Source organism: Amycolatopsis endophytica, from assembly GCF_013410405.1.
Taxonomy (GTDB): Bacteria; Actinomycetota; Actinomycetes; order Mycobacteriales; family Pseudonocardiaceae; genus Amycolatopsis_E; species Amycolatopsis_E endophytica.
On record NZ_JACCFK010000001.1, the window covers coordinates 160,030 to 178,818 of the forward strand.

At 71.4% G+C, this 18,789-nt stretch carries 19 protein-coding genes and 1 pseudogene; 8 read left to right on the forward strand and 12 right to left on the reverse strand.

Annotation, left to right across the window (positions count from 1 at the left end; all coding sequences use genetic code 11):
• Nucleotides 1–37: 37 nt before the first annotated feature.
• Entirely contained in the window at nt 38–1,213 is a 1,176-nt protein-coding gene (locus HNR02_RS00745) for an FAD-dependent monooxygenase (RefSeq protein WP_179771303.1), read from the reverse strand.
• A 94-nt stretch (nt 1,214–1,307) separates the two neighbouring features.
• Between HNR02_RS00745 and yaaA the strand changes: the two genes are divergently transcribed.
• Nucleotides 1,308–2,039, forward strand: a complete 732-nt coding sequence (yaaA, locus tag HNR02_RS00750) for a peroxide stress protein YaaA (RefSeq protein WP_179771304.1) — start codon at nt 1,308–1,310, stop codon at nt 2,037–2,039.
• Here the strand turns inward: yaaA and HNR02_RS00755 are convergent.
• Entirely contained in the window at nt 2,026–3,111 is a 1,086-nt protein-coding gene (locus HNR02_RS00755) for an NAD(P)/FAD-dependent oxidoreductase (RefSeq protein ID WP_179771305.1), read from the reverse strand. The genes yaaA and HNR02_RS00755 overlap by 14 nt on opposite strands.
• Before the next feature lie 206 nt (nt 3,112–3,317).
• On the opposite strand from HNR02_RS00755, the gene HNR02_RS00760 reads away from it, so the two are divergent.
• Together HNR02_RS00760 and HNR02_RS00765 are read left to right on the forward strand one after the other, a co-directional pair.
• Entirely contained in the window at nt 3,318–4,247 is a 930-nt protein-coding gene (locus tag HNR02_RS00760; protein ID WP_179771306.1) for a serine protein kinase RIO, read from the forward strand.
• A 212-nt stretch (nt 4,248–4,459) separates the two neighbouring features.
• Nucleotides 4,460–5,830, forward strand: coding sequence for a DEAD/DEAH box helicase (locus HNR02_RS00765; protein ID WP_179771307.1), 1,371 nt, complete (start codon nt 4,460–4,462; stop codon nt 5,828–5,830).
• A 50-nt stretch (nt 5,831–5,880) separates the two neighbouring features.
• Here HNR02_RS00765 and HNR02_RS00770 read toward each other — a convergent pair whose 3' ends face one another.
• The gene (locus HNR02_RS00770; RefSeq protein ID WP_179771308.1) at nt 5,881–6,372 is read right to left on the reverse strand and encodes a winged helix-turn-helix transcriptional regulator; all 492 of its coding nucleotides are present in this window, start codon (nt 6,370–6,372) and stop codon (nt 5,881–5,883) included.
• Between the two features lie 97 nt (nt 6,373–6,469).
• Between HNR02_RS00770 and HNR02_RS00775 the strand changes: the two genes are divergently transcribed.
• Entirely contained in the window at nt 6,470–7,063 is a 594-nt protein-coding gene (locus HNR02_RS00775) for a dihydrofolate reductase family protein (RefSeq protein ID WP_179771309.1), read from the forward strand.
• A 165-nt stretch (nt 7,064–7,228) separates the two neighbouring features.
• Here HNR02_RS00775 and HNR02_RS36700 read toward each other — a convergent pair.
• Nucleotides 7,229–7,399 (reverse strand): annotated as a pseudogene (locus HNR02_RS36700) (PIG-L family deacetylase); the annotation flags it as partial.
• Between the two features lie 100 nt (nt 7,400–7,499).
• On the opposite strand from HNR02_RS36700, the gene HNR02_RS00785 reads away from it, so the two are divergent.
• Complete coding sequence (locus tag HNR02_RS00785) at nt 7,500–8,675, forward strand: 8-amino-7-oxononanoate synthase (protein ID WP_179775635.1); 1,176 nt, start codon at nt 7,500–7,502, stop codon at nt 8,673–8,675.
• Here the strand turns inward: HNR02_RS00785 and HNR02_RS00790 are convergent.
• Nucleotides 8,641–9,087, reverse strand: coding sequence for a GNAT family N-acetyltransferase (locus HNR02_RS00790; protein ID WP_179771310.1), 447 nt, complete (start codon nt 9,085–9,087; stop codon nt 8,641–8,643). The genes HNR02_RS00785 and HNR02_RS00790 overlap by 35 nt on opposite strands.
• Before the next feature lie 10 nt (nt 9,088–9,097).
• Nucleotides 9,098–9,907, reverse strand: a complete 810-nt coding sequence (locus tag HNR02_RS00795; RefSeq protein WP_179771311.1) for a S1 family peptidase — start codon at nt 9,905–9,907, stop codon at nt 9,098–9,100.
• A 301-nt stretch (nt 9,908–10,208) separates the two neighbouring features.
• On the opposite strand from HNR02_RS00795, the gene HNR02_RS00800 reads away from it, so the two are divergent.
• Together HNR02_RS00800 and HNR02_RS00805 are read left to right on the forward strand one after the other, a co-directional pair.
• The gene (locus HNR02_RS00800; protein ID WP_376772919.1) at nt 10,209–10,892 is read left to right on the forward strand and encodes a M15 family metallopeptidase; all 684 of its coding nucleotides are present in this window, start codon (nt 10,209–10,211) and stop codon (nt 10,890–10,892) included.
• A gap of 69 nt (nt 10,893–10,961) precedes the next feature.
• Complete coding sequence (locus HNR02_RS00805; protein ID WP_179771312.1) at nt 10,962–12,353, forward strand: mycothione reductase; 1,392 nt, start codon at nt 10,962–10,964, stop codon at nt 12,351–12,353.
• Between the two features lie 53 nt (nt 12,354–12,406).
• Here the strand turns inward: HNR02_RS00805 and HNR02_RS00810 are convergent, their stop codons facing one another.
• Entirely contained in the window at nt 12,407–13,642 is a 1,236-nt protein-coding gene (locus HNR02_RS00810; protein ID WP_218902563.1) for a CynX/NimT family MFS transporter, read from the reverse strand.
• A 28-nt stretch (nt 13,643–13,670) separates the two neighbouring features.
• Between HNR02_RS00810 and HNR02_RS00815 the strand changes: the two genes are divergently transcribed.
• The gene (locus HNR02_RS00815) at nt 13,671–14,339 is read left to right on the forward strand and encodes a FadR/GntR family transcriptional regulator (RefSeq protein ID WP_179771313.1); all 669 of its coding nucleotides are present in this window, start codon (nt 13,671–13,673) and stop codon (nt 14,337–14,339) included.
• Between the two features lie 4 nt (nt 14,340–14,343).
• On the opposite strand, the gene map is transcribed toward HNR02_RS00815, so the two are convergent.
• From map to ispG, 5 genes are all read right to left on the reverse strand, one after another.
• On the reverse strand, nt 14,344–15,201 hold the full coding sequence (gene map / locus HNR02_RS00820) for a type I methionyl aminopeptidase (protein WP_179771314.1): 858 nt from the start codon (nt 15,199–15,201) through the stop codon (nt 14,344–14,346).
• A gap of 46 nt (nt 15,202–15,247) precedes the next feature.
• Nucleotides 15,248–16,102, reverse strand: a complete 855-nt coding sequence (locus tag HNR02_RS00825) for a GNAT family N-acetyltransferase (RefSeq protein ID WP_179771315.1) — start codon at nt 16,100–16,102, stop codon at nt 15,248–15,250.
• Nucleotides 16,103–16,150: 48 nt separating this feature from the next.
• Nucleotides 16,151–16,957, reverse strand: a complete 807-nt coding sequence (locus HNR02_RS00830) for a helix-turn-helix domain-containing protein (protein WP_179771316.1) — start codon at nt 16,955–16,957, stop codon at nt 16,151–16,153.
• Nucleotides 16,958–17,527, reverse strand: coding sequence for a Uma2 family endonuclease (locus HNR02_RS00835; protein WP_179771317.1), 570 nt, complete (start codon nt 17,525–17,527; stop codon nt 16,958–16,960).
• A gap of 84 nt (nt 17,528–17,611) precedes the next feature.
• Nucleotides 17,612–18,763: a flavodoxin-dependent (E)-4-hydroxy-3-methylbut-2-enyl-diphosphate synthase gene (gene ispG / locus HNR02_RS00840; protein ID WP_179771318.1), complete on the reverse strand. Its 1,152-nt coding sequence runs from the start codon at nt 18,761–18,763 to the stop codon at nt 17,612–17,614.
• Between the last annotated feature and the right edge of the window lie 26 nt (nt 18,764–18,789).

Sequence of the window (18,789 nt, forward strand, 5' to 3'; positions counted from 1 at the left end):
GCGGTCAGGTCGTGTCCGCACGAACCCCGCGCGGACCTCAGATGCCGTAGTCCCGCAACCTCAGGGTGTTCGCCGCCTTCACGGTCATCCTGTCGAACATCCCGGAGAACAACCGGGTCGTCAGCATGCGGTGCGACTGGTTCCGCAACCACAGTCCGCGCGCCGTGCGGGGCGCCAGGAACGAGCCGGTGTTCTTGGCCTGCTTGGCGCCCGCCTCGGCGGCCGGACGGACCGTCGCTTCGTACCTCGCGAAGGCCGTCTCGTGGTCGCCGTCGGTGGCGGACAGCTCACCGGCCAGCACGTACGCCGCCATCATCGCCAGCCCGGTGCCACCGCCGCCGGGACCAACGCCCCATCCCGCGTCGCCGACCAGTGCGATCCGGCCGCGGTGGTAGCCGGGCAGGGTGATGTGCGCCAGCTCGTCGAAGTACAGGTCGTCCGCCCCGGGCAGCGCCGCCAGCAGCCGCGGGACCTCCCAGCCCACCCCCGCGTAGACGGCGGCGATCATGCTCCGCAGCCCGGACTCGTCCTTGCGGTCGACGACCCGGCCGTCCAGGGCGAACACCAGGCCCACGCTCGCCGGGCGGTCCGGCTCCCGCGCGGACAGCATCACGCCCCGCCCCAGCACGTTGGAGATCAGCCCCGTGTGGTCCAGCCGCAGGTGGTTGGGCGCGCTGAACCCCGCGAACGCGTACCCCGTCCCGGTGCGGAACTCCGACTCCGGCCCGAACGTCAGCGCCCGCGTCCCGGAGTGCAGGCCGTCCGCGCCGATCACCAGGTCCACCGTGCGCGGCGAGCCGTGCGCGAAGGTCACCTCGACTCCCGAGGCGGTCTCGGTCAGCGAGGTGATCCAGTCGCCGAACACGTACTCGGTCCGCTCCTTCGTCGCGTCGTGGAGGATCCGGCTCAGGTCCCCGCGCTGGATCTCGACCTCCCCGCTGATCATCGACGCGGGCAGGCTCGCCACCCGGTCCCCCGACGCGTCCAGGATGTGCTGCTCCCCCATCGACGTCCGGTGCGCCCGGATCTCCTCCAGCACCCCCATCCGCCGCAGCACCGTCACCTGCTCGCCCCGGAAGTCGACGGCCTGCCCGCCCTCGCGCAGGGCAGGCGCCCGCTCGACCACGACGGTCGAATACCCCAGCCGGTTCAGCCAGAAGGCCACCGACGGTCCGGCGATGCTCGCGCCGGAAATGAGAACGGTCCTGCTCATGGTCACGCTCCTCGTGGTCCCGGATGCCCCGAGCTTCGCGCGGTGCGCTGACCGCCTGCTTACCGTGCGCTGACCGCGAGTTACCCTGCCAGCCGTGCTGGTGCTGCTGCCCCCTTCGGAAACCAAGGCTCCCGGTGGCGACGGTCCGCCACTGCGGCTCGACGAGCTGTCGTTCCCCGAGCTGAACCCCCTGCGGCGCAAACTCGCCGACGCCGTGGTCGACCTCGCCCACGACGTCCCCTCGAGCCTCGACGTGCTGGGCCTGTCGCGGCGACAGGGGGACGAGGTCGCGCGCAACGCCGCGCTCTGGAGCTCACCGACGCTGCCGGCACTGGAGCGCTACACCGGCGTTCTGTACGACGCGCTGGACTACGGCGGCTTCGGTCGTGCCGCCCGCGCGAAGGCGGACCGCCGCCTCGCCGTCGCCTCTGCGTTGTTCGGCATCGCGCGCGGCGACGACCGCATCCCGGGCTACCGGCTCTCCGGCGGCACGTCCCTGCCCGCACTCGGCACCCTGCGGTCCCTGTGGCGGCCGGCGCTCGAACCCGCACTGGCCGAAGTGGACGGCCTGGTGGTCGACCTGCGTTCCGGCGCCTACGCCGCGCTCGCCCGCGTCCCGCGGGCCATCACCGTGCGCGTGGTCACCGCGGGCGGCAAGACGGTGAGCCACTTCAACAAGGCATACAAGGGGAAGCTCGCCGCGGCGCTCGCGACCGCCTCCCGCGAGCCCTCCACTGTGGAGGGTCTGATCGCGGCGGCCGAGAAGGCGGGCATCACGCTCGACCGCGTCGGCGAGCAGGAGCTGGAGCTCATCACCGACCGGTGAACCGCTCCGGCCGGTAGGGCGTGAGGTCGACCGGCACCTCCGCGTCGAGCGCGAGGCACGCGATCAGGTGCCCGGAGAACGGCGCCTGGGTGAGACCGCCGGGACCGAACCCGGTGGCGAGCAGCACGTCCGGCCGGTCTTCGAGCGCGCCGAGCAGTGGCAACCCGTCCGGTGAAGCGGGCCGGAACCCGATCCGCGTCTCCAGCAGGGTCGCGTCCGCCAGTCCCGGCGCGACGGTCAGGGCGTGGTCCAGCACCTCACGCTGGCCCGCCGCGGTGACGCGGTGGTCGAACCCCGAACCGGTTTCCCGCGTCGCGCCTGCCACGACCCGCGAGCCGGGGAAGGCCAGCAGGTAGTGGCTGGACACCGGCTGCACGACCGGCCAGCGGCCGGTGTCGGTCCCCGGCAGTTCGAAATGACTGATCTGGCCCCGTTGCGGCGCAACGGGAAGCGCGGGCAGCAGGTCCCCGGTCCACGCGCCGGCCGCGATCACGACCCGGTCCGCCGCGAGATCCTCGTCCGCGGCCCGCACACCGCGCGGGGTCAGCTCGGCGACGCCGTGGACGAGCCGCGCGCCACGAGCCACCGCCGCGTCGAGCAGCGCCTGCCGCAGGCGCCGTCCGTCCACCCGGCCGCCACCGGAGACGTGCACCGCGGCCAGGTCCGGGGCGAGCGCCGGGAACAGTTCGCGGGTTTGCGCCGGGTCGAGCCGTTCGACCGCACCGGCGGCGGGTTCCCCGGCGGCGCGCTCGCTGACGCGCTGGTACGCCTCGTCCAGCTCGCGCTCGTCGGCGGACACGATCATGCCGCCGACCACCTCGAACGACGTGTCACCGGCGCCGTCGTCGGCCAGCTGCGCGATCAGGTCCGGGTAGTACGCCGCGGCCGCCGCCGCGAAGCGGTATTCGTCGTCGCCGCGGCGGCTCGTCCACGGGCACACGATCCCGGCACCCGCGGCGGTGGCCACGCCCGGCCTGCCCGCGTCGACCACGACGACGTCGGCGCCCCGGCGGGCGAGCTGGTGGGCGGTACTCGCCCCGGCGATCCCGGAGCCGATCACGACGACACGCATGCCGCCAGTCTGCCTGTTATTCGGTTGCGGCCACACCGCCGCCGCGGGCATGCTCTGGGCAGTGCCGAGCGCTGGGCCCGGTGTGAAGTGAGGAGGTGCGTCGTGTCGTTCGTTGTCCTGGGCGCTGCCCTCCCCGCACGTCCACCCGCCCCGCCCGCCTGACGTCACGGCGCCGGTGGGGCACCTCAGCCGATGGAGACCCACCAGTGCGCCAGCACGATTCCGAAGATTTCACGCCTCGCTCACGCCGCCGTCGTCCGCGCTTCGACGACGTCAACCCGGTCCGCGGCGGCCGCCTGACCCAGGACGAGCGCAACCGGCTCGCCCGGATGCGCGAAGACGACTACGCCGAACCCGAGATCCCCGGCGGGGGTGACCGCTATTCGACCTGGGACAGCGCCGAACACGGTCCGCATCCGCGTCCGGCCTGGGTGGTCACCGATCTGGCCGCCGTGGACACCGAACTCGGCGTGCTCAAGACCGGCAAGGAAGCCGAGGTGCACCTGGTGCGCCGCGGCCTGCCGGATGGCAGCAGGGAATGCCTGCTCGCCGCGAAGCGTTACCGCTCCAGCGAGCACCGCCAGTTCCACCGCGACTCCGGGTACCTCGAAGGCCGCCGCATGCGGCGGTCCCGGGAGAACCGGGCCATGGCGCAGCGTTCCTCGTTCGGCCGCAACCTCATCGCGGAGCAGTGGGCGGTCGCCGAGTTCGCCGCGCTCAGTCGCTTGTGGACGATCGGCGTGCCGGTGCCGTACCCGGTGCAGCGGGACGGCACCGAACTGCTGCTGGAATTCGTCGGCGATCCCGACGGCACGGCGGCACCACGCCTGGCCCAGCTGCGGCCCGGGCCGGCGGAACTGGAGGACCTGTGGTTCCAGACGCTCGGGGCGCTCGACGTCCTGGCCTCGGAGGGGCTCGCACACGGAGACCTGTCCGCCTACAACCTGCTCGTCCACGACGGCCGGATCGTGCTGATCGACCTGCCGCAGGTGGTCGACGTGGTGGCCAATCCGAGTGGAACGGAGTACCTCACCCGTGACGTCCGCAACATCGCCGCGTGGTTCACCGCGCGGGGACTGCAGGTCGAGGCCGCTGACCTGGCGATCGACCTGCGGAAGCGGGCGGGGCTGACGTGAGGTCCCGGACGGTCTTCCGGTAGTCTGATCACAGTCCGCAACCGGGCGACGTGAATTCGGGTCGCCCCCTTCATGGACGCGGACACACCACCGATGGCGCAGCCGCGCCGGGTTCGTCCTTGTGAAAGCCCGCCGAACTTGTCTTCCGCCTGCCTGCGCGCAGGCACACCGGGCCTCCCTTGAGACGTACCACCACGTCCGAGAGGCAGTGCGTGAGCATCACCCTTGAGTCCACTTCCACCGTGCAGTCGTTCGACGACCTGAACCTGCCAGGGCCCCTCCTCGGGGCTCTGCGCAAGGCCGGCATCGACGCACCCTTCCCGATCCAGTCGGCGACCCTGCCGGACGCGCTCGCGGGGCGCGACGTGCTCGGCCGGGCGCAGACCGGGTCCGGGAAGACCCTCGCCTTCGGGCTGGCCCTCCTGGCCCGCCTCGACGGCGGGAAGGCCAGGTCGCGGAAACCCCGCAGCCTGGTCCTCGTTCCGACGCGTGAGCTGGCCCTGCAGGTCAGCGACGCGCTCACCCCGCTGGCCCGCGCGCTGGGCCTGTGGTGCCGGACCGCCGTCGGCGGGATGGCCTTCCCCCGGCAGGCTGACGCGCTGCACCGCGGCGTCGACCTGCTGATCGCCACGCCGGGCCGCCTGTCGGACCACGTCCGGCAGGGCACCGCCGACCTCAGCGAGGTCGACTTCATCGCGATCGACGAGGCCGACCAGATGGCGGACATGGGCTTCCTGCCCCAGGTCAGGGAGATCCTCGACCTGACTCCGCGCGACGGTCAGCGGCTGCTGTTCTCGGCGACGCTGGACGGCGACGTCGGGCAGCTCGTCAACCGCTACATGCACGACCCGGTGGAGCACTCGGTCGCGCCGGCCACCGCCAGCGTCGACACCATGGACCACTACGTGTTCCAGGTCTCCCGCCAGGACAAGCAGTCGGTGGTCACCGAGATCGGTGCCCGCGAGGGCCGCACGATCATGTTCGTGCGCACGAAGCACCACGTCGACCGGCTGACCGACCGGCTGCGTGAGCGCGGCGTGCGGGCGGGTGCGCTGCACGGCGGCAAGTCGCAGGGCCAGCGCAACCGGGTCCTGCAGGACTTCCGGGACGGGCACACCACCGTGCTGGTGGCCACGGACGTCGCGGCGCGCGGCATCCACGTCGACGACGTCAGCCTGGTGCTGCACGTCGACCCGGCGGCCGACCACAAGGACTACCTGCACCGCGCCGGCCGCACCGCGCGCGCCGGGGCGTCGGGCACGGTGGTCACGCTGATCACGCCGGACCAGCGCCGCACGGTGCGCCGGATGACCGACCGGGCCGGCGTGCGCGCCGACAACCTGGTGGTCCGCCCCGGCGACGAGAAGCTGGCCGGGATCACCGGTGCCCGCGAGCCCAGCGGTGTCCCGGTGGTCGACCGGCCGCGCGACTCCGGTCCGCGGCGCGGCGGTGGCCCGCGTGGCTTCGGCGGCCCGCAGCGTCCGCGCCGCGGTGGCGGCTACGGCGGCGACCGCGGGCACGGCGGCGGATACCGCCAGGGACGCCCGAACCGCGGCCCGCGCCGCACGCCGTCCGCAGGCTGAGCCGAGTGACCGAAACCGCCGCGATCCCGATGGGGTCGCGGCGGTTTTTTTCATGGGCCGAGAGCGGCTTCGTATGCCTCCTGCAGGCGCACGAACACCGACTCCCGCCCGGCCGGCCGCGGGACGCCCAGGTGCTGCTCACGCAGCTCGTCCATGAAGTCGTCCCACAGCTCCGGCCCACCGTTTTCCAGCAGCTCGGCCCGCACGGCAAGTTCGCGGGTGACGGGCAGGTGGCGGCGGCCCCACGCACCGAGGTGCGCCATGACCGGCACGAGCTGGATGGCCGGCTCGGTGAGGCTGTAGATCACCTTCTGCTTGTGCGTGGGGTCCGGTGCCCGCGACACGAGCCCCAGCTCGGTGAGCCGCTGCAGCCGGGACGCGAGGATGTTCGACGCGATCCCTTCCTCGGAGCCCTGCAGCAGCTCGCGGAAGTGCCTGCGGTTGCCGAACATCATGTCCCTGATCACGACCAGTGACCACCGGTCGCCCAGCACCTCGACCGACAGGTTGATCGGGCACCCCGAGCGGCGCACGTCGGTCATCGTACCCTCCTTTTCCGATTGCAGTTTACAACCGGTTCATGAGGCAGTACAGTGCCCAAAACCGGTTGCAAATCACAATCAGTCAGGAGAAACGGCGATGGGTACGGTCTTCAGCAGCCCCGCGATCTCGCTCGACGGGTACGTCGCCGGTCCCCGGCAGACCCGCGAGAACCCGCTCGGCGAAGGTGGCGAAAACCTGCACAGGTGGATGTTCGAGACGCCCGACGAGAACAGAGCCGAGATCGACGCGATCGTCGACGCGGGCGCGTTCGTCATGGGCCGCAACATGTTCGGCCCGGTCCGCGGCGGATGGGACGAGGACTGGCGCGGCTGGTGGGGAGAGGAGCCGCCGTACCACGGGCCGGTCTACGTGCTGACCCACTACACGCACGAACCGATCGAGATGGACGGCGGCACGACGTTCTTCTTCGTCACCGACGGCATCGAATCCGCCCTGGAACAGGCGCGAGCCGCGGCGGGCGACCGCGACATCTCGGTCGCGGGCGGCGCGTCCACGCTGAACCAGTTCCTGGCCGCGGGGCTGATCGACGAGCTGCGCCTGCACATCTCGCCGATCGCGCTGGGATCGGGCGAGCGGCTCTTCGAGGGCGTGCCGAACCTGAACCTGGAGCCGGTCTCCTCCCGGACGGTCTCCCTCGCCACCCACGTCACCTACCGCGTCAAGCGCTAGCTCGAAGGTGCAGGCGAGCGGGACGCCGAACGACGCGCCCGCAGCCGCCGCGAACTGGCGCAGGAAGGGTTCCGGCTCGGCCATGTCGAACCCGCCGCCGGCGAAGGTTCCGCGCTGGTCGAGCGTGATCACGAGTTCCGGCCGGTGCCGCGGGATCGTCTCGGCGATGCCGCGGCGCAGCGGGATCCCGTTCTCGATCAGCCCGTCCGGATGGTGCAGGAACTCGACCGCCTGCAAACCGACGACCCGGGCGCTCGCCATCTGCTCCGGCATCCGCAACGGCCCGGCCTCCGCCGGCGGCCTGTCGATCCCGGCCTCGCCGCGCGAGGTCAGCACGTGGACGACCGTTCCCCTGCCCCGGCCGCGCCGTACTCCAGCTCGTCCCGGTCACGCCCCCTCCACTGCCGAATGCGGGTGCGGTGCGACACTGCGTGACGTGAACGTACCGGCTTCCCCGTCCCCAGAGCAGGTTTTCGACTGGCTCGACACCGCGGCCGACAAGCGCGCGGCGGCCGGGCTGACCCGTAAACTGCGGCCGCGGGGGGCCTCCTCGACGGAACTGGACCTGGCCGGCAACGACTACCTCGGTCTGGCCCGTGACAAGCGGGTCGCCGGTGCCGCCGCGGCCGCCGCCCTCCGCTGGGGCGCCGGCGCGACCGGGTCCCGGCTCGTCACGGGGTCGACCGAGCTGCACACCGAACTCGAATACGAACTGGCGCGTTTCTGTGGCGCGCAGGCCGCGCTGGTGTTCTCCTCCGGCTTCGCCGCCAACCTGGGCGCGGTCACCGCCCTGTCCGGCGCCGAATCGGCGATCGTCAGCGACAAGCACATCCACGCCTCGCTGATCGAGGGCTGCCGCCTGTCCCGCACCGACGTCGCGGCGATCAACCACGGCGATCCGGCGGCCATCAAGCACGCGCTCGCGACCCGCCGCAAACCGCGGGCCCTCGTCGTCACGGATTCGGTGTTCTCCGTGGACGGCGACCTCGCCCCGCTGCGCGAACTGTCCCAGGTGTGCCGCGAACACGGCGCGGCGCTGCTGGTCGACGACGCACACGGATTCGGCGTGCTCGGCGAAGGCGGCCGTGGCGCGGTGCACGCCGCCGGGCTGGCTGGCGAACCGGACGTGGTCACCACGATCACGCTGTCCAAAGCGCTGGGCGCGCAGGGCGGCGCCGTACTCGGGCCGCGCCGGGTGATCCGGCACCTCCTCGAAACGGCCCGCAGCTTCATCTTCGACACCGCGCTCGCGCCCGCCAGCGCCGCCGCCGCGCTGGCCGCGCTCGGCGTGCTCAAGTCCGAGCCCGGCCTACCGGACAAGGTGCTGACCGCGGCCGGAACGCTGTCCGCTCAGCTCCGCGCTGCCGGGTTCCGGGTCACCACACCGGAAGCGGCGGTGCTCGCGTTGCAGGCGCCCTCCGCCGACGCCGCCGCCGAATGGGCGGCGCGCTGCGCGGAACAGGGTGTGCGCGTCGGGTGCTTCCGGCCGCCGTCGGTCCCGGACGGCGTGTCGCGGCTGCGCCTCACCGTCCGGGCCGATCTGACGGAGTCCGATGTGGACACCGCGGTGAAGGTGATCAGTGAATCGGCGCCAGCCGGCGCCGCATCGTGATGTGCGGGATGCCGTCCTCGTCGAACTCCTCACCCTCGGCGACGTACCCGAACTTCTCGTAGAAACCGCGGGCGTAGGTCTGCGCGTCGAGCACGCTGTCCGCGTCGCCGACCGAGATCAGCGCCGCCGTCATCAACCGTGCCGCCAGGCCCCGGCCGCGGGCGTGCTTCGCCGTGACCACCCTGCCGATGCGCTGGACGCCGTCGTCCTCCGCCAGTACCCGCAGGTAGGACTCGATGCCGTCCGGCCCGTCGATCCAGAAGTGGCGGGTGGACGGGAGCAGGTCACGCCCGTCCAGCTCGGGGTACGGGCAGTTCTGCTCGACGACGAACACCTCCACCCGGAGCCGGAGGATGTCGTACAGCTGTCGCGTGGTCAGGTCCGGTCCGCGGACGCCTCTGTCGGGGTTCACGCAGTCCTGACTACCAGAACACACCCCGCGACGAGTCCGCTTCGCTCCGGATCTCGTCCGCATAGGTGGTGACGCGCGTGTAGACGCCCGGCTTGCCCGGCCGCGCGCAGCCGTCGCCCCACGAGACGATGCCGATCAACGTGTCGCCGACGACCAGCGGACCACCCGAGTCGCCCTGGCACGCGTCGACCTCGCCCTGCGGGTAGCCGGCGCACACCATCGACCGGGAGTCGTAGTTGGAGTAGCTGGACCGGCAGCTGGAGTCGCTGACGATCGGGACGACCGCGCTGCGCAGGACGTCCGAGCGCGCCCCGCCGTCGGCGGTGCGGCCCCAGCCCATCACGGTCGCCTTCGTGCCCTCCGCGTAGAGCGACTCGTCGCCCGGCAGGTTCGCCGCCTGGTAGGGCAGGCTCTGCGACAGCTTGAGCACCGCCACGTCGTCACCCTGGCCGGGATCGGTGAACCCGGAGGGCATCCACACGTCGCGCACCGACACGGTCCTGCCGTCGTTCGTGCGCTTGTCCTGGCGGCCCGCGACCACCCGCAGCTCCGCCCGGCTCACCGCCTTCGCGCAGTGCGCCGCCGTGGCGACCGCGGCCGGGCTCACGATGACGCCGCCGCAGAACTGGTTGCCGTTCTTGTCGGTCAGGTACACCGCGTACGGATGGTCGGAGATGGACGCCTCGGTGCCGCCGACGATATTGGGGCGGGCGCCACTGCTCGGCGCGGCCGCGGCCGCCACCGGCAGGAACGCGGCGGCGGCGACCACGGCCGTCAGCGTCAGACGGAACTTGCGGTCGCGTCGACGGTGTTTCGCCATGCGCGCGCTCCCTTCGGAACAGCTCTCGAGGATCCCCCTGTGCCCCACCTGGAACGACTCCGGGGCGTCAGATTGCCGCACATACAGTAATCGACAAGAGGCCGGAAGCGGTGTCACTGAATCGGGTGGTCTCGATTCTGGGAAACTGGACTACGTGCGAGGAATCTTGGCGATGCTCCTGGCGCTCGGGCTCGTGGCGTGTGGCGCCCCGCCCGAGCCACCCCCGCCCGCGCCCTCGCCGTCGGCTCCCGCCACCACGACGACCGCGCCGCCCACCACGAGCGCTCCGCCGTCGTGGACCGTGGGCGCGACCCCGCTGCCCCGCCGTTCCGACGGGTTCGGCGAGATACGGCCGACGCCGGAGGTGCTGCGCAACCGCAGCCTGCCGACCACCGATTTCCTGCCCCCGCCCGCGGACGGCCGCTACGTCTCGGCGGTCGGCGCGGTCCCGGCCGACGTGCTCGCGCGCAGCACGTGGCAGTCCGCGTGCCCCGTCGCGGCTTCGGACCTGCGCTACCTGACCATGTCGTTCTGGGGCTTCGACGGGACGGCCCACACCGGCGAAATGCTGGTCAACGCCTCGGTGGCGGCGGAGGTGACGCACGTGTTCGGGCAGCTGTTCGCCGAACGGTTCCCGATCGAGGAAATGCGGATCACCTCACCCGCCGAACTGGACGCGCCCCCGACCGGCGACGGCAACAACACCAGCGCGTTCGTGTGCCGCCCGGTCCGCGGGCAGACGACCTGGTCCGCGCACGCCTACGGGCTGGCGATCGACCTGAACCCGTTCGACAACCCCTACACGAAGGGCGACCTGGTGCTGCCCGAGCTGTCCTCGGCGTACCTGGACCGCTCGTGGGTGCGGCCGGGAATGGTGCTCGCCGGGGACGCGACGGTGCGCGCCTTCGCCGCGGTCGGCTGGGACTGGGGCGGGGCGTGGCAGGAGCCGAAGGACCGGATGCACTTCACCGCCACCGGCGGATAGGAACGGGAATGAATTTCGGGTCCGGACCGGTTGCACCGGGGGAACCCAAGCTGGCTGGAGGTTGCACACGTGCCCCACTACGACCTGGTGATCGTCGGGACCGGCTCGGGGAACTCGATCCTCGACCCCTCCTTCGCCGGATGGAAGACGGCGATCGTCGAAAAGGGCGTGTTCGGTGGCACGTGCCTGAACGTCGGGTGCATCCCGACGAAGATGTTCGTGCACACCGCGGACCTGGCCGCGACGCCGTCGCTGGCCGGCCGGTTCGGTGTCGACGAGACGCTGGACGCGGTGCGCTGGACCGACGTCAGGGACCGCATTTTCGGCCGTATCGATCCGATCGCCCAGGGTGGCCGCGAGTACCGGACCAGCCACGAGGACAACGCCAACGTCACCGTGTATGAGGGCGCGGGGCGCTTCACCGGGCGCAAGGAGCTGACGGTGTCGTTCGCCGACGGCCGTCCCGGCGAGACCATCACCGCCGACAGGTTCGTGCTCGCCGCCGGTGGCCGCGCGGTCGTGCCGGACCTGCCGGGTCTGGACGAGGTCCGCTACCAGACCTCGGACACCGTGATGCGGCTCGACGAGCTGCCCGCCCGCATGGTCATCCTGGGCAGCGGTTTCGTCGCCGCGGAGTTCGCGCACGTCTTCACCTCGTTCGGGGTCGAGGTCACCCTGGTCGCCCGCTCCGGCGCGTTGCTGCGCGGCGAGGACGAGGCGATCAGCGAACGGTTCACCGAGCTGGCGTCGCAGCGCTTCGACGTGCGGCTCAACCGCAAGGCGGTGCGGGTGCGGCCGTCCGGCGCGGGTGTCGCGCTGGAACTGGAGGGGCCGCGGGGCGCCGAGACCGTCGAGGCGGACGAGCTGCTGCTGGCGATCGGGCGCCGCCCGAACAGCGATCTGCTGGACGTGGCCGCGACGGGCGTGACGACCACCGAGGACGGGCACGTGATCGTCGACGACCACCAGGAGACGGCGGTCGAGGGCATCTACGCACTGGGCGACCTCTCCTCGCCGTACGAGCTCAAGCACGTGGCCAACCACGAGGCGCGCGTCGTGCAGCACAACCTGCTGCACCCGGACGAGCGGATGACCGCGGACCACCGGTTCGTGCCGCACGCGGTGTTCACGTCACCGCAGATCGCTTCGGTCGGGCTGACCGAGCAGGAGGCGCGCGGGCGGGGCGTGAAGTACGTGACGTCCACACAGGACTACGCGGGCATCGCCTACGGCTGGGCGATGGAGGACCTGAGCGGTTTCGCCAAGCTGCTGGCCGACCCCGACACGGGGCAGCTGATCGGCGCGCACGTCATCGGCCCGCAGGCGTCGACGGTGATCCAGCCGCTGGTCCAGGCCATGAGCTTCGGCCTCGACGCGAAGTCGATGGCGCGCGGGCAGTACTGGATCCACCCGGCGATGCCGGAGCTGATCGAGAACGCGCTGCTGAACCTGCCGCTCTGAGCCCGCACACCGGACAGGAAGGGTCCCGGCACTACCGCTCCGCCGCACGGCCGTCAGACGTAGCGCGGACGTCCCGCGAAGAAGCCGAACACCATCTGGCCCACGACCACGGCGAGCAGCATCGCGAACGGCACCGTCCACCCGTGGGTCACGTCGTGCAGCAGGCCGAACAGGAACGGGCCCACCGCGGCCAGCAGGTAGCCGATCCCCTGCGCCATCGCGGACAGTTTGGCCGTCTCGGCGCCCGTGCGGGCGCGCAGCGCGATCGTCGTCAGCGCCAGCGAGAACACGGCCATCCCGATGCCGATGAAGATCGACCACAGCAGCGGCGCGGCACCCGGCGCGACCATCAGGCCGATGACGCCCGCGACGCCGAACACGCCGAGCAGCACGATCCAGCCGCTCTGGCTGCCGTGCTTCGCGGCCAGCGGCGGCACGATCAGGCTCACCGGCAGGCCGAGCAGCGACACCAGACCGAGCAGCAGGCCCGCGTCACCGCGGCTGACGCCCGCGTCGATCAGCACCTGCGGCAGCCACCCCATGACGATGTAGGCCAGGCACGCCTGCATCCCGAAGAACACGGTGACGATCCACGCCAGCGGACTCCGGAACAGCGACCGCCCCCCGGTCGCGTTTTCCCCCGACGCCGGCGTGCCGGGGCGGGTGCGCGCGGCCGCCAGCCACAGCACCAGCGCCGCGACGGACAGCAGCGCCCAGCTGCCCAGACCGGGACGCCAGCCGCCGAGACCACTCTCCAGCGGCGGGGTCAGTGCCGAGCCGAGCGCGCCGCCTGCCTGCAGCGCACCGGTGTAGAGCCCGGTCATCAGGCCGATCCGGGTGGCGAAGGACTCCTTCACCACCACCGGGATCAGCACGTTGGCCAGTGCGATCCCGGCCGTTCCGATCAGCGTCCCGCCCAGGACGACCAGCGGGCCGTCGAGCACGCGCAGCACCAGTCCGCAGGACAGCAGCGCGAGCGCGAGCGTCACCGCCGTCCCGATGCCCAGCCGTCGCGCGACGACCGGCGCGGTCAGTCCCGCGAAGGCGAAGCACAGCCCGGGGATGGTGGTCAGCGCCCCGGCCCACGTCGCGGACGCCCCCAGCGTGTCGCGGACCTCGTCGAGCACCGAACCGACACTGGTCACCGCGGGGCGCAGGTTCATCGCCGCCAGCAGCACCGCCACGCCCAGCAAACCGCTCCCGACGAGCACGCGAGGCGCGGGAACACGCGTCTTCTCGGGCACCGAGGTCTCACCATCCACAGTCACGCACGTTAGTATGGCAAACATAGGATGATCGGGTGAAGGGACTTCCGGAGTGCCACTCGCCACTACGCGTCGTACCGGTCTCGTCGACCAGGTGATCGCGCAGCTCAAGGACGCCATCGCGGAGGGCGAATGGCCGATCGGGCAACGGATCCCCACCGAGGCCGAACTCGCCGAAAGCCTCGGGGTCGGCCGCAACACGGTCCGCGAAGCCGTGCGGGCGCTCGCGCACGGCGGGCTGCTCGAAGTGCGTCAGGGCGACGGCACGTACGTGCGCGCGACGAGCGAGGTGTCCGGCGCGATCCGCCGTCTGTGCGGCACGGAGCTGCGTGAGGTGCTCGGCGTGCGGCGCGCGCTGGAGGTGGAGGCCGCACGGCTCGCGGCGGAGGTCCGCACGGACGAAGAACTCGCGACCATCGCCGAACTGCTGGACCAGCGCGACACGGCCTACCGCACCGAAGAGCTCGAAACCTACATCCGGGCGGACACCGAATTCCACCTGGCGGTCGTGCGAGCGGCCCACAACGACCTGCTCACCGAGCTGTACCGCGGGATCCTGGAGGCGGTGATCGCGAGCGTGGCGGCCACGACCGACACCCGCCTTCCCGAGACCGAGGCGATCGGCCACCGCGGTCTGCTGGAGGCGCTCGAAGCCGGGGACAGCGCACGCGCCATGGCCGAGGCGGCCGGCTTCCTGGACGAACTCATCCAGGAAGCCTGAGCCGTCAGGGCAGAGTGAGGATCTCCGCGCCGTCCGCGGTCACCACGAGGGTGTGCTCGAACTGGGCGGTCCAGCTCTTGTCCTTCGTGGTGACCGTCCAGTCGTCGTCCCAGATGTCGTAGTCGATCGCGCCCAGCGTGATCATCGGCTCGATCGTGAAGGTCATGCCCTCCTCGATCACCGTGGTCACCGACGGGTCCTCGTAGTGCAGGACGGTCGGTGCGGTGTGGAAGGCCGGGCCGACACCGTGACCGGTGAAATCACGCACCACGCCGTAACCGAAGCGCTTGGCGTAGGACTCGATGACGCGCCCGATCACGTTGAGCTGGCGGCCCGGCCGCACGGCCTTGATCGCCCGCATGGTCGCCTCGTGGGTGCGCTCCACCAGCAGCCGCACCTCCTCGGACACCTCACCGGCGCAGAACGTGGCGTTGGTGTCGCCGTGCACGCCCCCGATGAAGGCTGTCACGTCGATGTTGCAGATGTCGCCGTCCTCGATCACGGTCGAGTCCGGGATGCCGTGGCAGATGACCTCGTTCAGCGAGGTGCAGCACGACTTCGGGAAGGCCCGGTAGCCCAGCGTCGACGGGTAGGCGTGGTGGTCGAGCAGGTACTCGTGCACCACCTTGTCCACCTCGTCGGTGGTGTTGCCGGGTTTGACGGCCTTGCCGCCCTCCTCCAGCGCCTGCGCCGCGATCCGGCTGGCGACCCGCATGGCTTCGATGACCTCGGACGTGCGCACGCCGTTGCCGTTGTCCCGCTTCGGCGCCGGCTTGTCCACGTATTCGGGACGCGGGATGCTGGCGGGAACGGGGCGGCGCGGCGTCTGCACGCCAGGGGTCAACGGAGCACGCTGGGACATGCCCTCCACCCTACGACTCCCCCGCGGAGCGCGGCCGTGAGCCCGGTCAGAACAACACGGTGGCGTAGCGGCCGACCTGGCTGAACCCGATCCGCCGGTACGCCGCCAGCGCCGGGCTGTTGAAGCTGTTGACGTAGAGGCTGGCCGTGCGGCCGAGGCCGTTGACGAGGTGGCTCACCACCGCGGCCGTCCCGGACGTGCCGAGCCCGTGACCGCGCCGGTCCGGACGCACCCAGACGCCCTGGATCTGCCCGACGCTGCGGGACAACGCGCCGATCTCGGCCTTGAACACGACCTCGCCGTCCTCGAAGCGGGCGAACGCGCGGCCACCGGCGATCAGCTCCGCGACGCGGGCGCGGTAGCTCACGCCACCGTCGCCTGCCCGCGGGTCGACGCCGACCTCCTCGATGAACATGGCGATGGCGGCGGGCAGGTACCGCTCCAGCTCGTGGGGCCGCACCGGGCGCACGAGCGGGTCCGGGTCGACGGCGGGTCTGCCCTCCATCGCCATCAACGGCTGGTCCTCGCGCACCTCTCGGGCCGGGCCCCACTCCCCCGCCAGCTCGTCCCACAGGCCGAGGACCTGCTCGGCGGGCCCGACGAGCGAGGAGCAGACCCGCTGCTTGCGCAGTGCCCGGTCGGCGAAGGACCGCAGTGCGGCGGCGTTGCCGCGCAACGGGATCAGATTGGGGCCGGAGAAGCACAGGCCGGGCAGGCGGCCACCGCGGGTGCCGCGGTAGTCGGCCGCCCACAGTTCACCGCCGAGCCGCCACGGGTCCAGACCCGCCAGCTCGACGCGTGCGCTGACCATGCAACTGGCCACCGGGTCCGCCCCGAGCACGGCGCGGACCACGGGATGATCCCGATCACTGAGCAGCCGTGCACCGGCAAGCCGCAACACATCCACCAGATTGCCAGACGGAGTGGTGGAACGGGAAATCGTGGGGGGTCAAGGGGCCCCGCGGTGAGCCCGGAACGGGAGCTCCTCGGCGATCCACGTGCGTGGCGAGCACCCGGCCAGTGCGCGCCACTCGTTGCTCAGGTGGGCCTGGTCGTAGAAGCCGCAGTCCGCGGCGAGGGTGGCCAGGTCCGTGCGCCGCTGCCGGAGCCTGGTCACGGCACGCTCGAACCGGAGCACGCGGGCGGCCTGTTTGGGCGCGAGGCCGAGTTCGCGGCGGAACCGTTCGGCGAGGTGGCGGCGGCTCCAGCCGACCTCGTTCGCGAGGGCCTCGACGCGGATCAGACCACCGGTGCCGGTGAGGCGGCGCCAGGCCCAGGTGACCTCGGGCGAGGGTGCGCGGTCGGCGAGGGTCGCGCGGAAGGTCCGGTCGAGGACGGCGAACCGGTCCGCCCAGGTGGGTGCTTCGGCAAGCCGCTCGGTCAGGTTCTTCGGCCCCAGCTCGGCGAGATCGACGACGAGGCCGCTCAACTCGGCCGCAGGCACCCCGAACAGGACGGGCACGCCGAGTGGGTCTATTTCGACGTGGACGCCGGACTGCACCACGTCCTGGTCGATCAACGCGGGCGCGGTGTGCAGGCCGCCGAGCGCCGCGGCGTAGCGGCCCGGCGACTGGTCCGGGCGGGGCATGCCGGTGAACCGGATCGGCTCGGCGAGGCTGATGACGAGCGTGACGTGCCGCGACGGCAGCCCGCGGTGGGTGCTGAGGACTCCGTGACGGCGGTACCCGATGTAGCGCGTGATCAGCGGCCGCAACTCCGGATGCGGCTCACGGATCACCCACTCCACATCGGACACTCAGAACCCGTTGGTCTCCAACCGGATTCCGAACGGCTCCCCGATCTCGACAGGCTGTCCGAAGGGGACCCGCACGGTGCGACTGTAGACACCCTCGATCGGCTCGGTGAAGAGCGAGACCGCGGGGCCGTCCTCGTCGTAGGCGTCGATCAGGAGGTACTGCGGGATGTTCCCGTGGGCGTAGGCCCACTTCTTTTTCTTCCGGTCGTGGTCACCGTTGCTCGGTGAGGTGATCTCCGCCGCCAGGAGCACATGCTCGGCCGGGACCGGGTCAGAGTTCCCCGGAACGGCATCGCGAGGCACCACGCACAGATCCGGTACGTAGATACTTCCCGTCGCGCGGATGGCGACACCCACTGTCTGGAAGACACCACACCCGTCAGGACGTGCCCGACGCAGCGCGTCATCCACCAGATCTGCGATCAGGTTGTGCGGTCCCCCAGTCGGCGGCGTCATCTGAATCCCCTCGGCAGTGAGCTCCGGGCGCCAGCCCTCCGGCACCTGGAGTCCACGCCAGGTGTCCAGCAGCCGTTCCCAGGCCATCGCCGAACCCGCGAATGCGGTGCTCATCGACCCACCCCGTTTCTGCCATCCACGCGCCGTCCCCCAAGGATAGCGGCCGGAGGGCTGGGTCTGCGCCCTCTGCCAGAGAGGCTAACCCACGGTGACTACCGGCTCACCGCTTCCTTCCGCGTCACCCGACTCCTCCGCGATGCGCATCGCCTCTTCGATCAGCGTCTCGACGATCTGGTGCTCCGGCACGGTCTTGATGACCTCGCCCTTGACGAAGATCTGGCCCTTGCCGTTGCCGCTCGCCACGCCCAGATCGGCCTCGCGTGCCTCGCCGGGGCCGTTCACCACGCAGCCCATCACCGCGACGCGCAGCGGGACCTCCATGCCCTCCAGGCCCGCGGTGACCTCGTCGGCCAGCTTGTAGACGTCGACCTGCGCCCGGCCGCACGACGGGCACGACACGATCTCCAGTTTGCGCGGCCGCAGGTTCAGCGACTGCAGGATCTGCTGCCCGACCTTGACCTCCTCGACCGGAGGCGCGGACAGCGACACGCGGATGGTGTCGCCGATGCCCTGCCGCAGCAGCGCGCCGAACGCGACCGCCGATTTGATGGTGCCCTGGAAGGCCGGGCCGGCCTCGGTGACGCCCAGGTGCAGCGGGTAGTCGCACTGCTCGGCAAGGAGTTCGTAGGCCCGCACCATCACGACCGGGTCGTTGTGCTTGACCGAGATCTTGATGTCGTGGAAGTCGTGCTCGGCGAACAGCGACGCCTCCCACAGCGCCGACTCCGCCAGCGCCTCCGGGGTGGCCTTGCCGTACTTCTCCAGCAGCCGCTTGTCGAGGGAGCCCGCGTTGACGCCGATGCGGATCGGCGTGCCGTGGTCCTTCGCCGCCTGAGCGATCTCCTTGACCTGGTCGTCGAACTTGCGGATGTTGCCGGGGTTCACGCGGACCGCGGCGCAGCCGGCCTCGATCGCCGCGAACACGTACTTGGGCTGGAAGTGGATGTCGGCGATCACCGGGATCTGCGACTTCTTCGCGATCGCGGGCAGCGCCTCGGCGTCGTCGGCCGACGGGCACGCGACACGCACGATGTCGCACCCGGCCGCGGTCAGCTCGGCGATCTGCTGCAGCGTCGCGTTCACGTCCGCGGTCAGGGTGGTGGTCATGGACTGCACCGAGATCGGGTGCTCACTCCCGACCCCGACCGGGCCCACCATCAGCTGCCGCGTCTTGCGACGCTCGGACAGCACGGGGGGCGGGAGGGCGGGCATACCAAGCTCGACGCTCATCGAATCCTCTGCGGCGTGAGACGGGC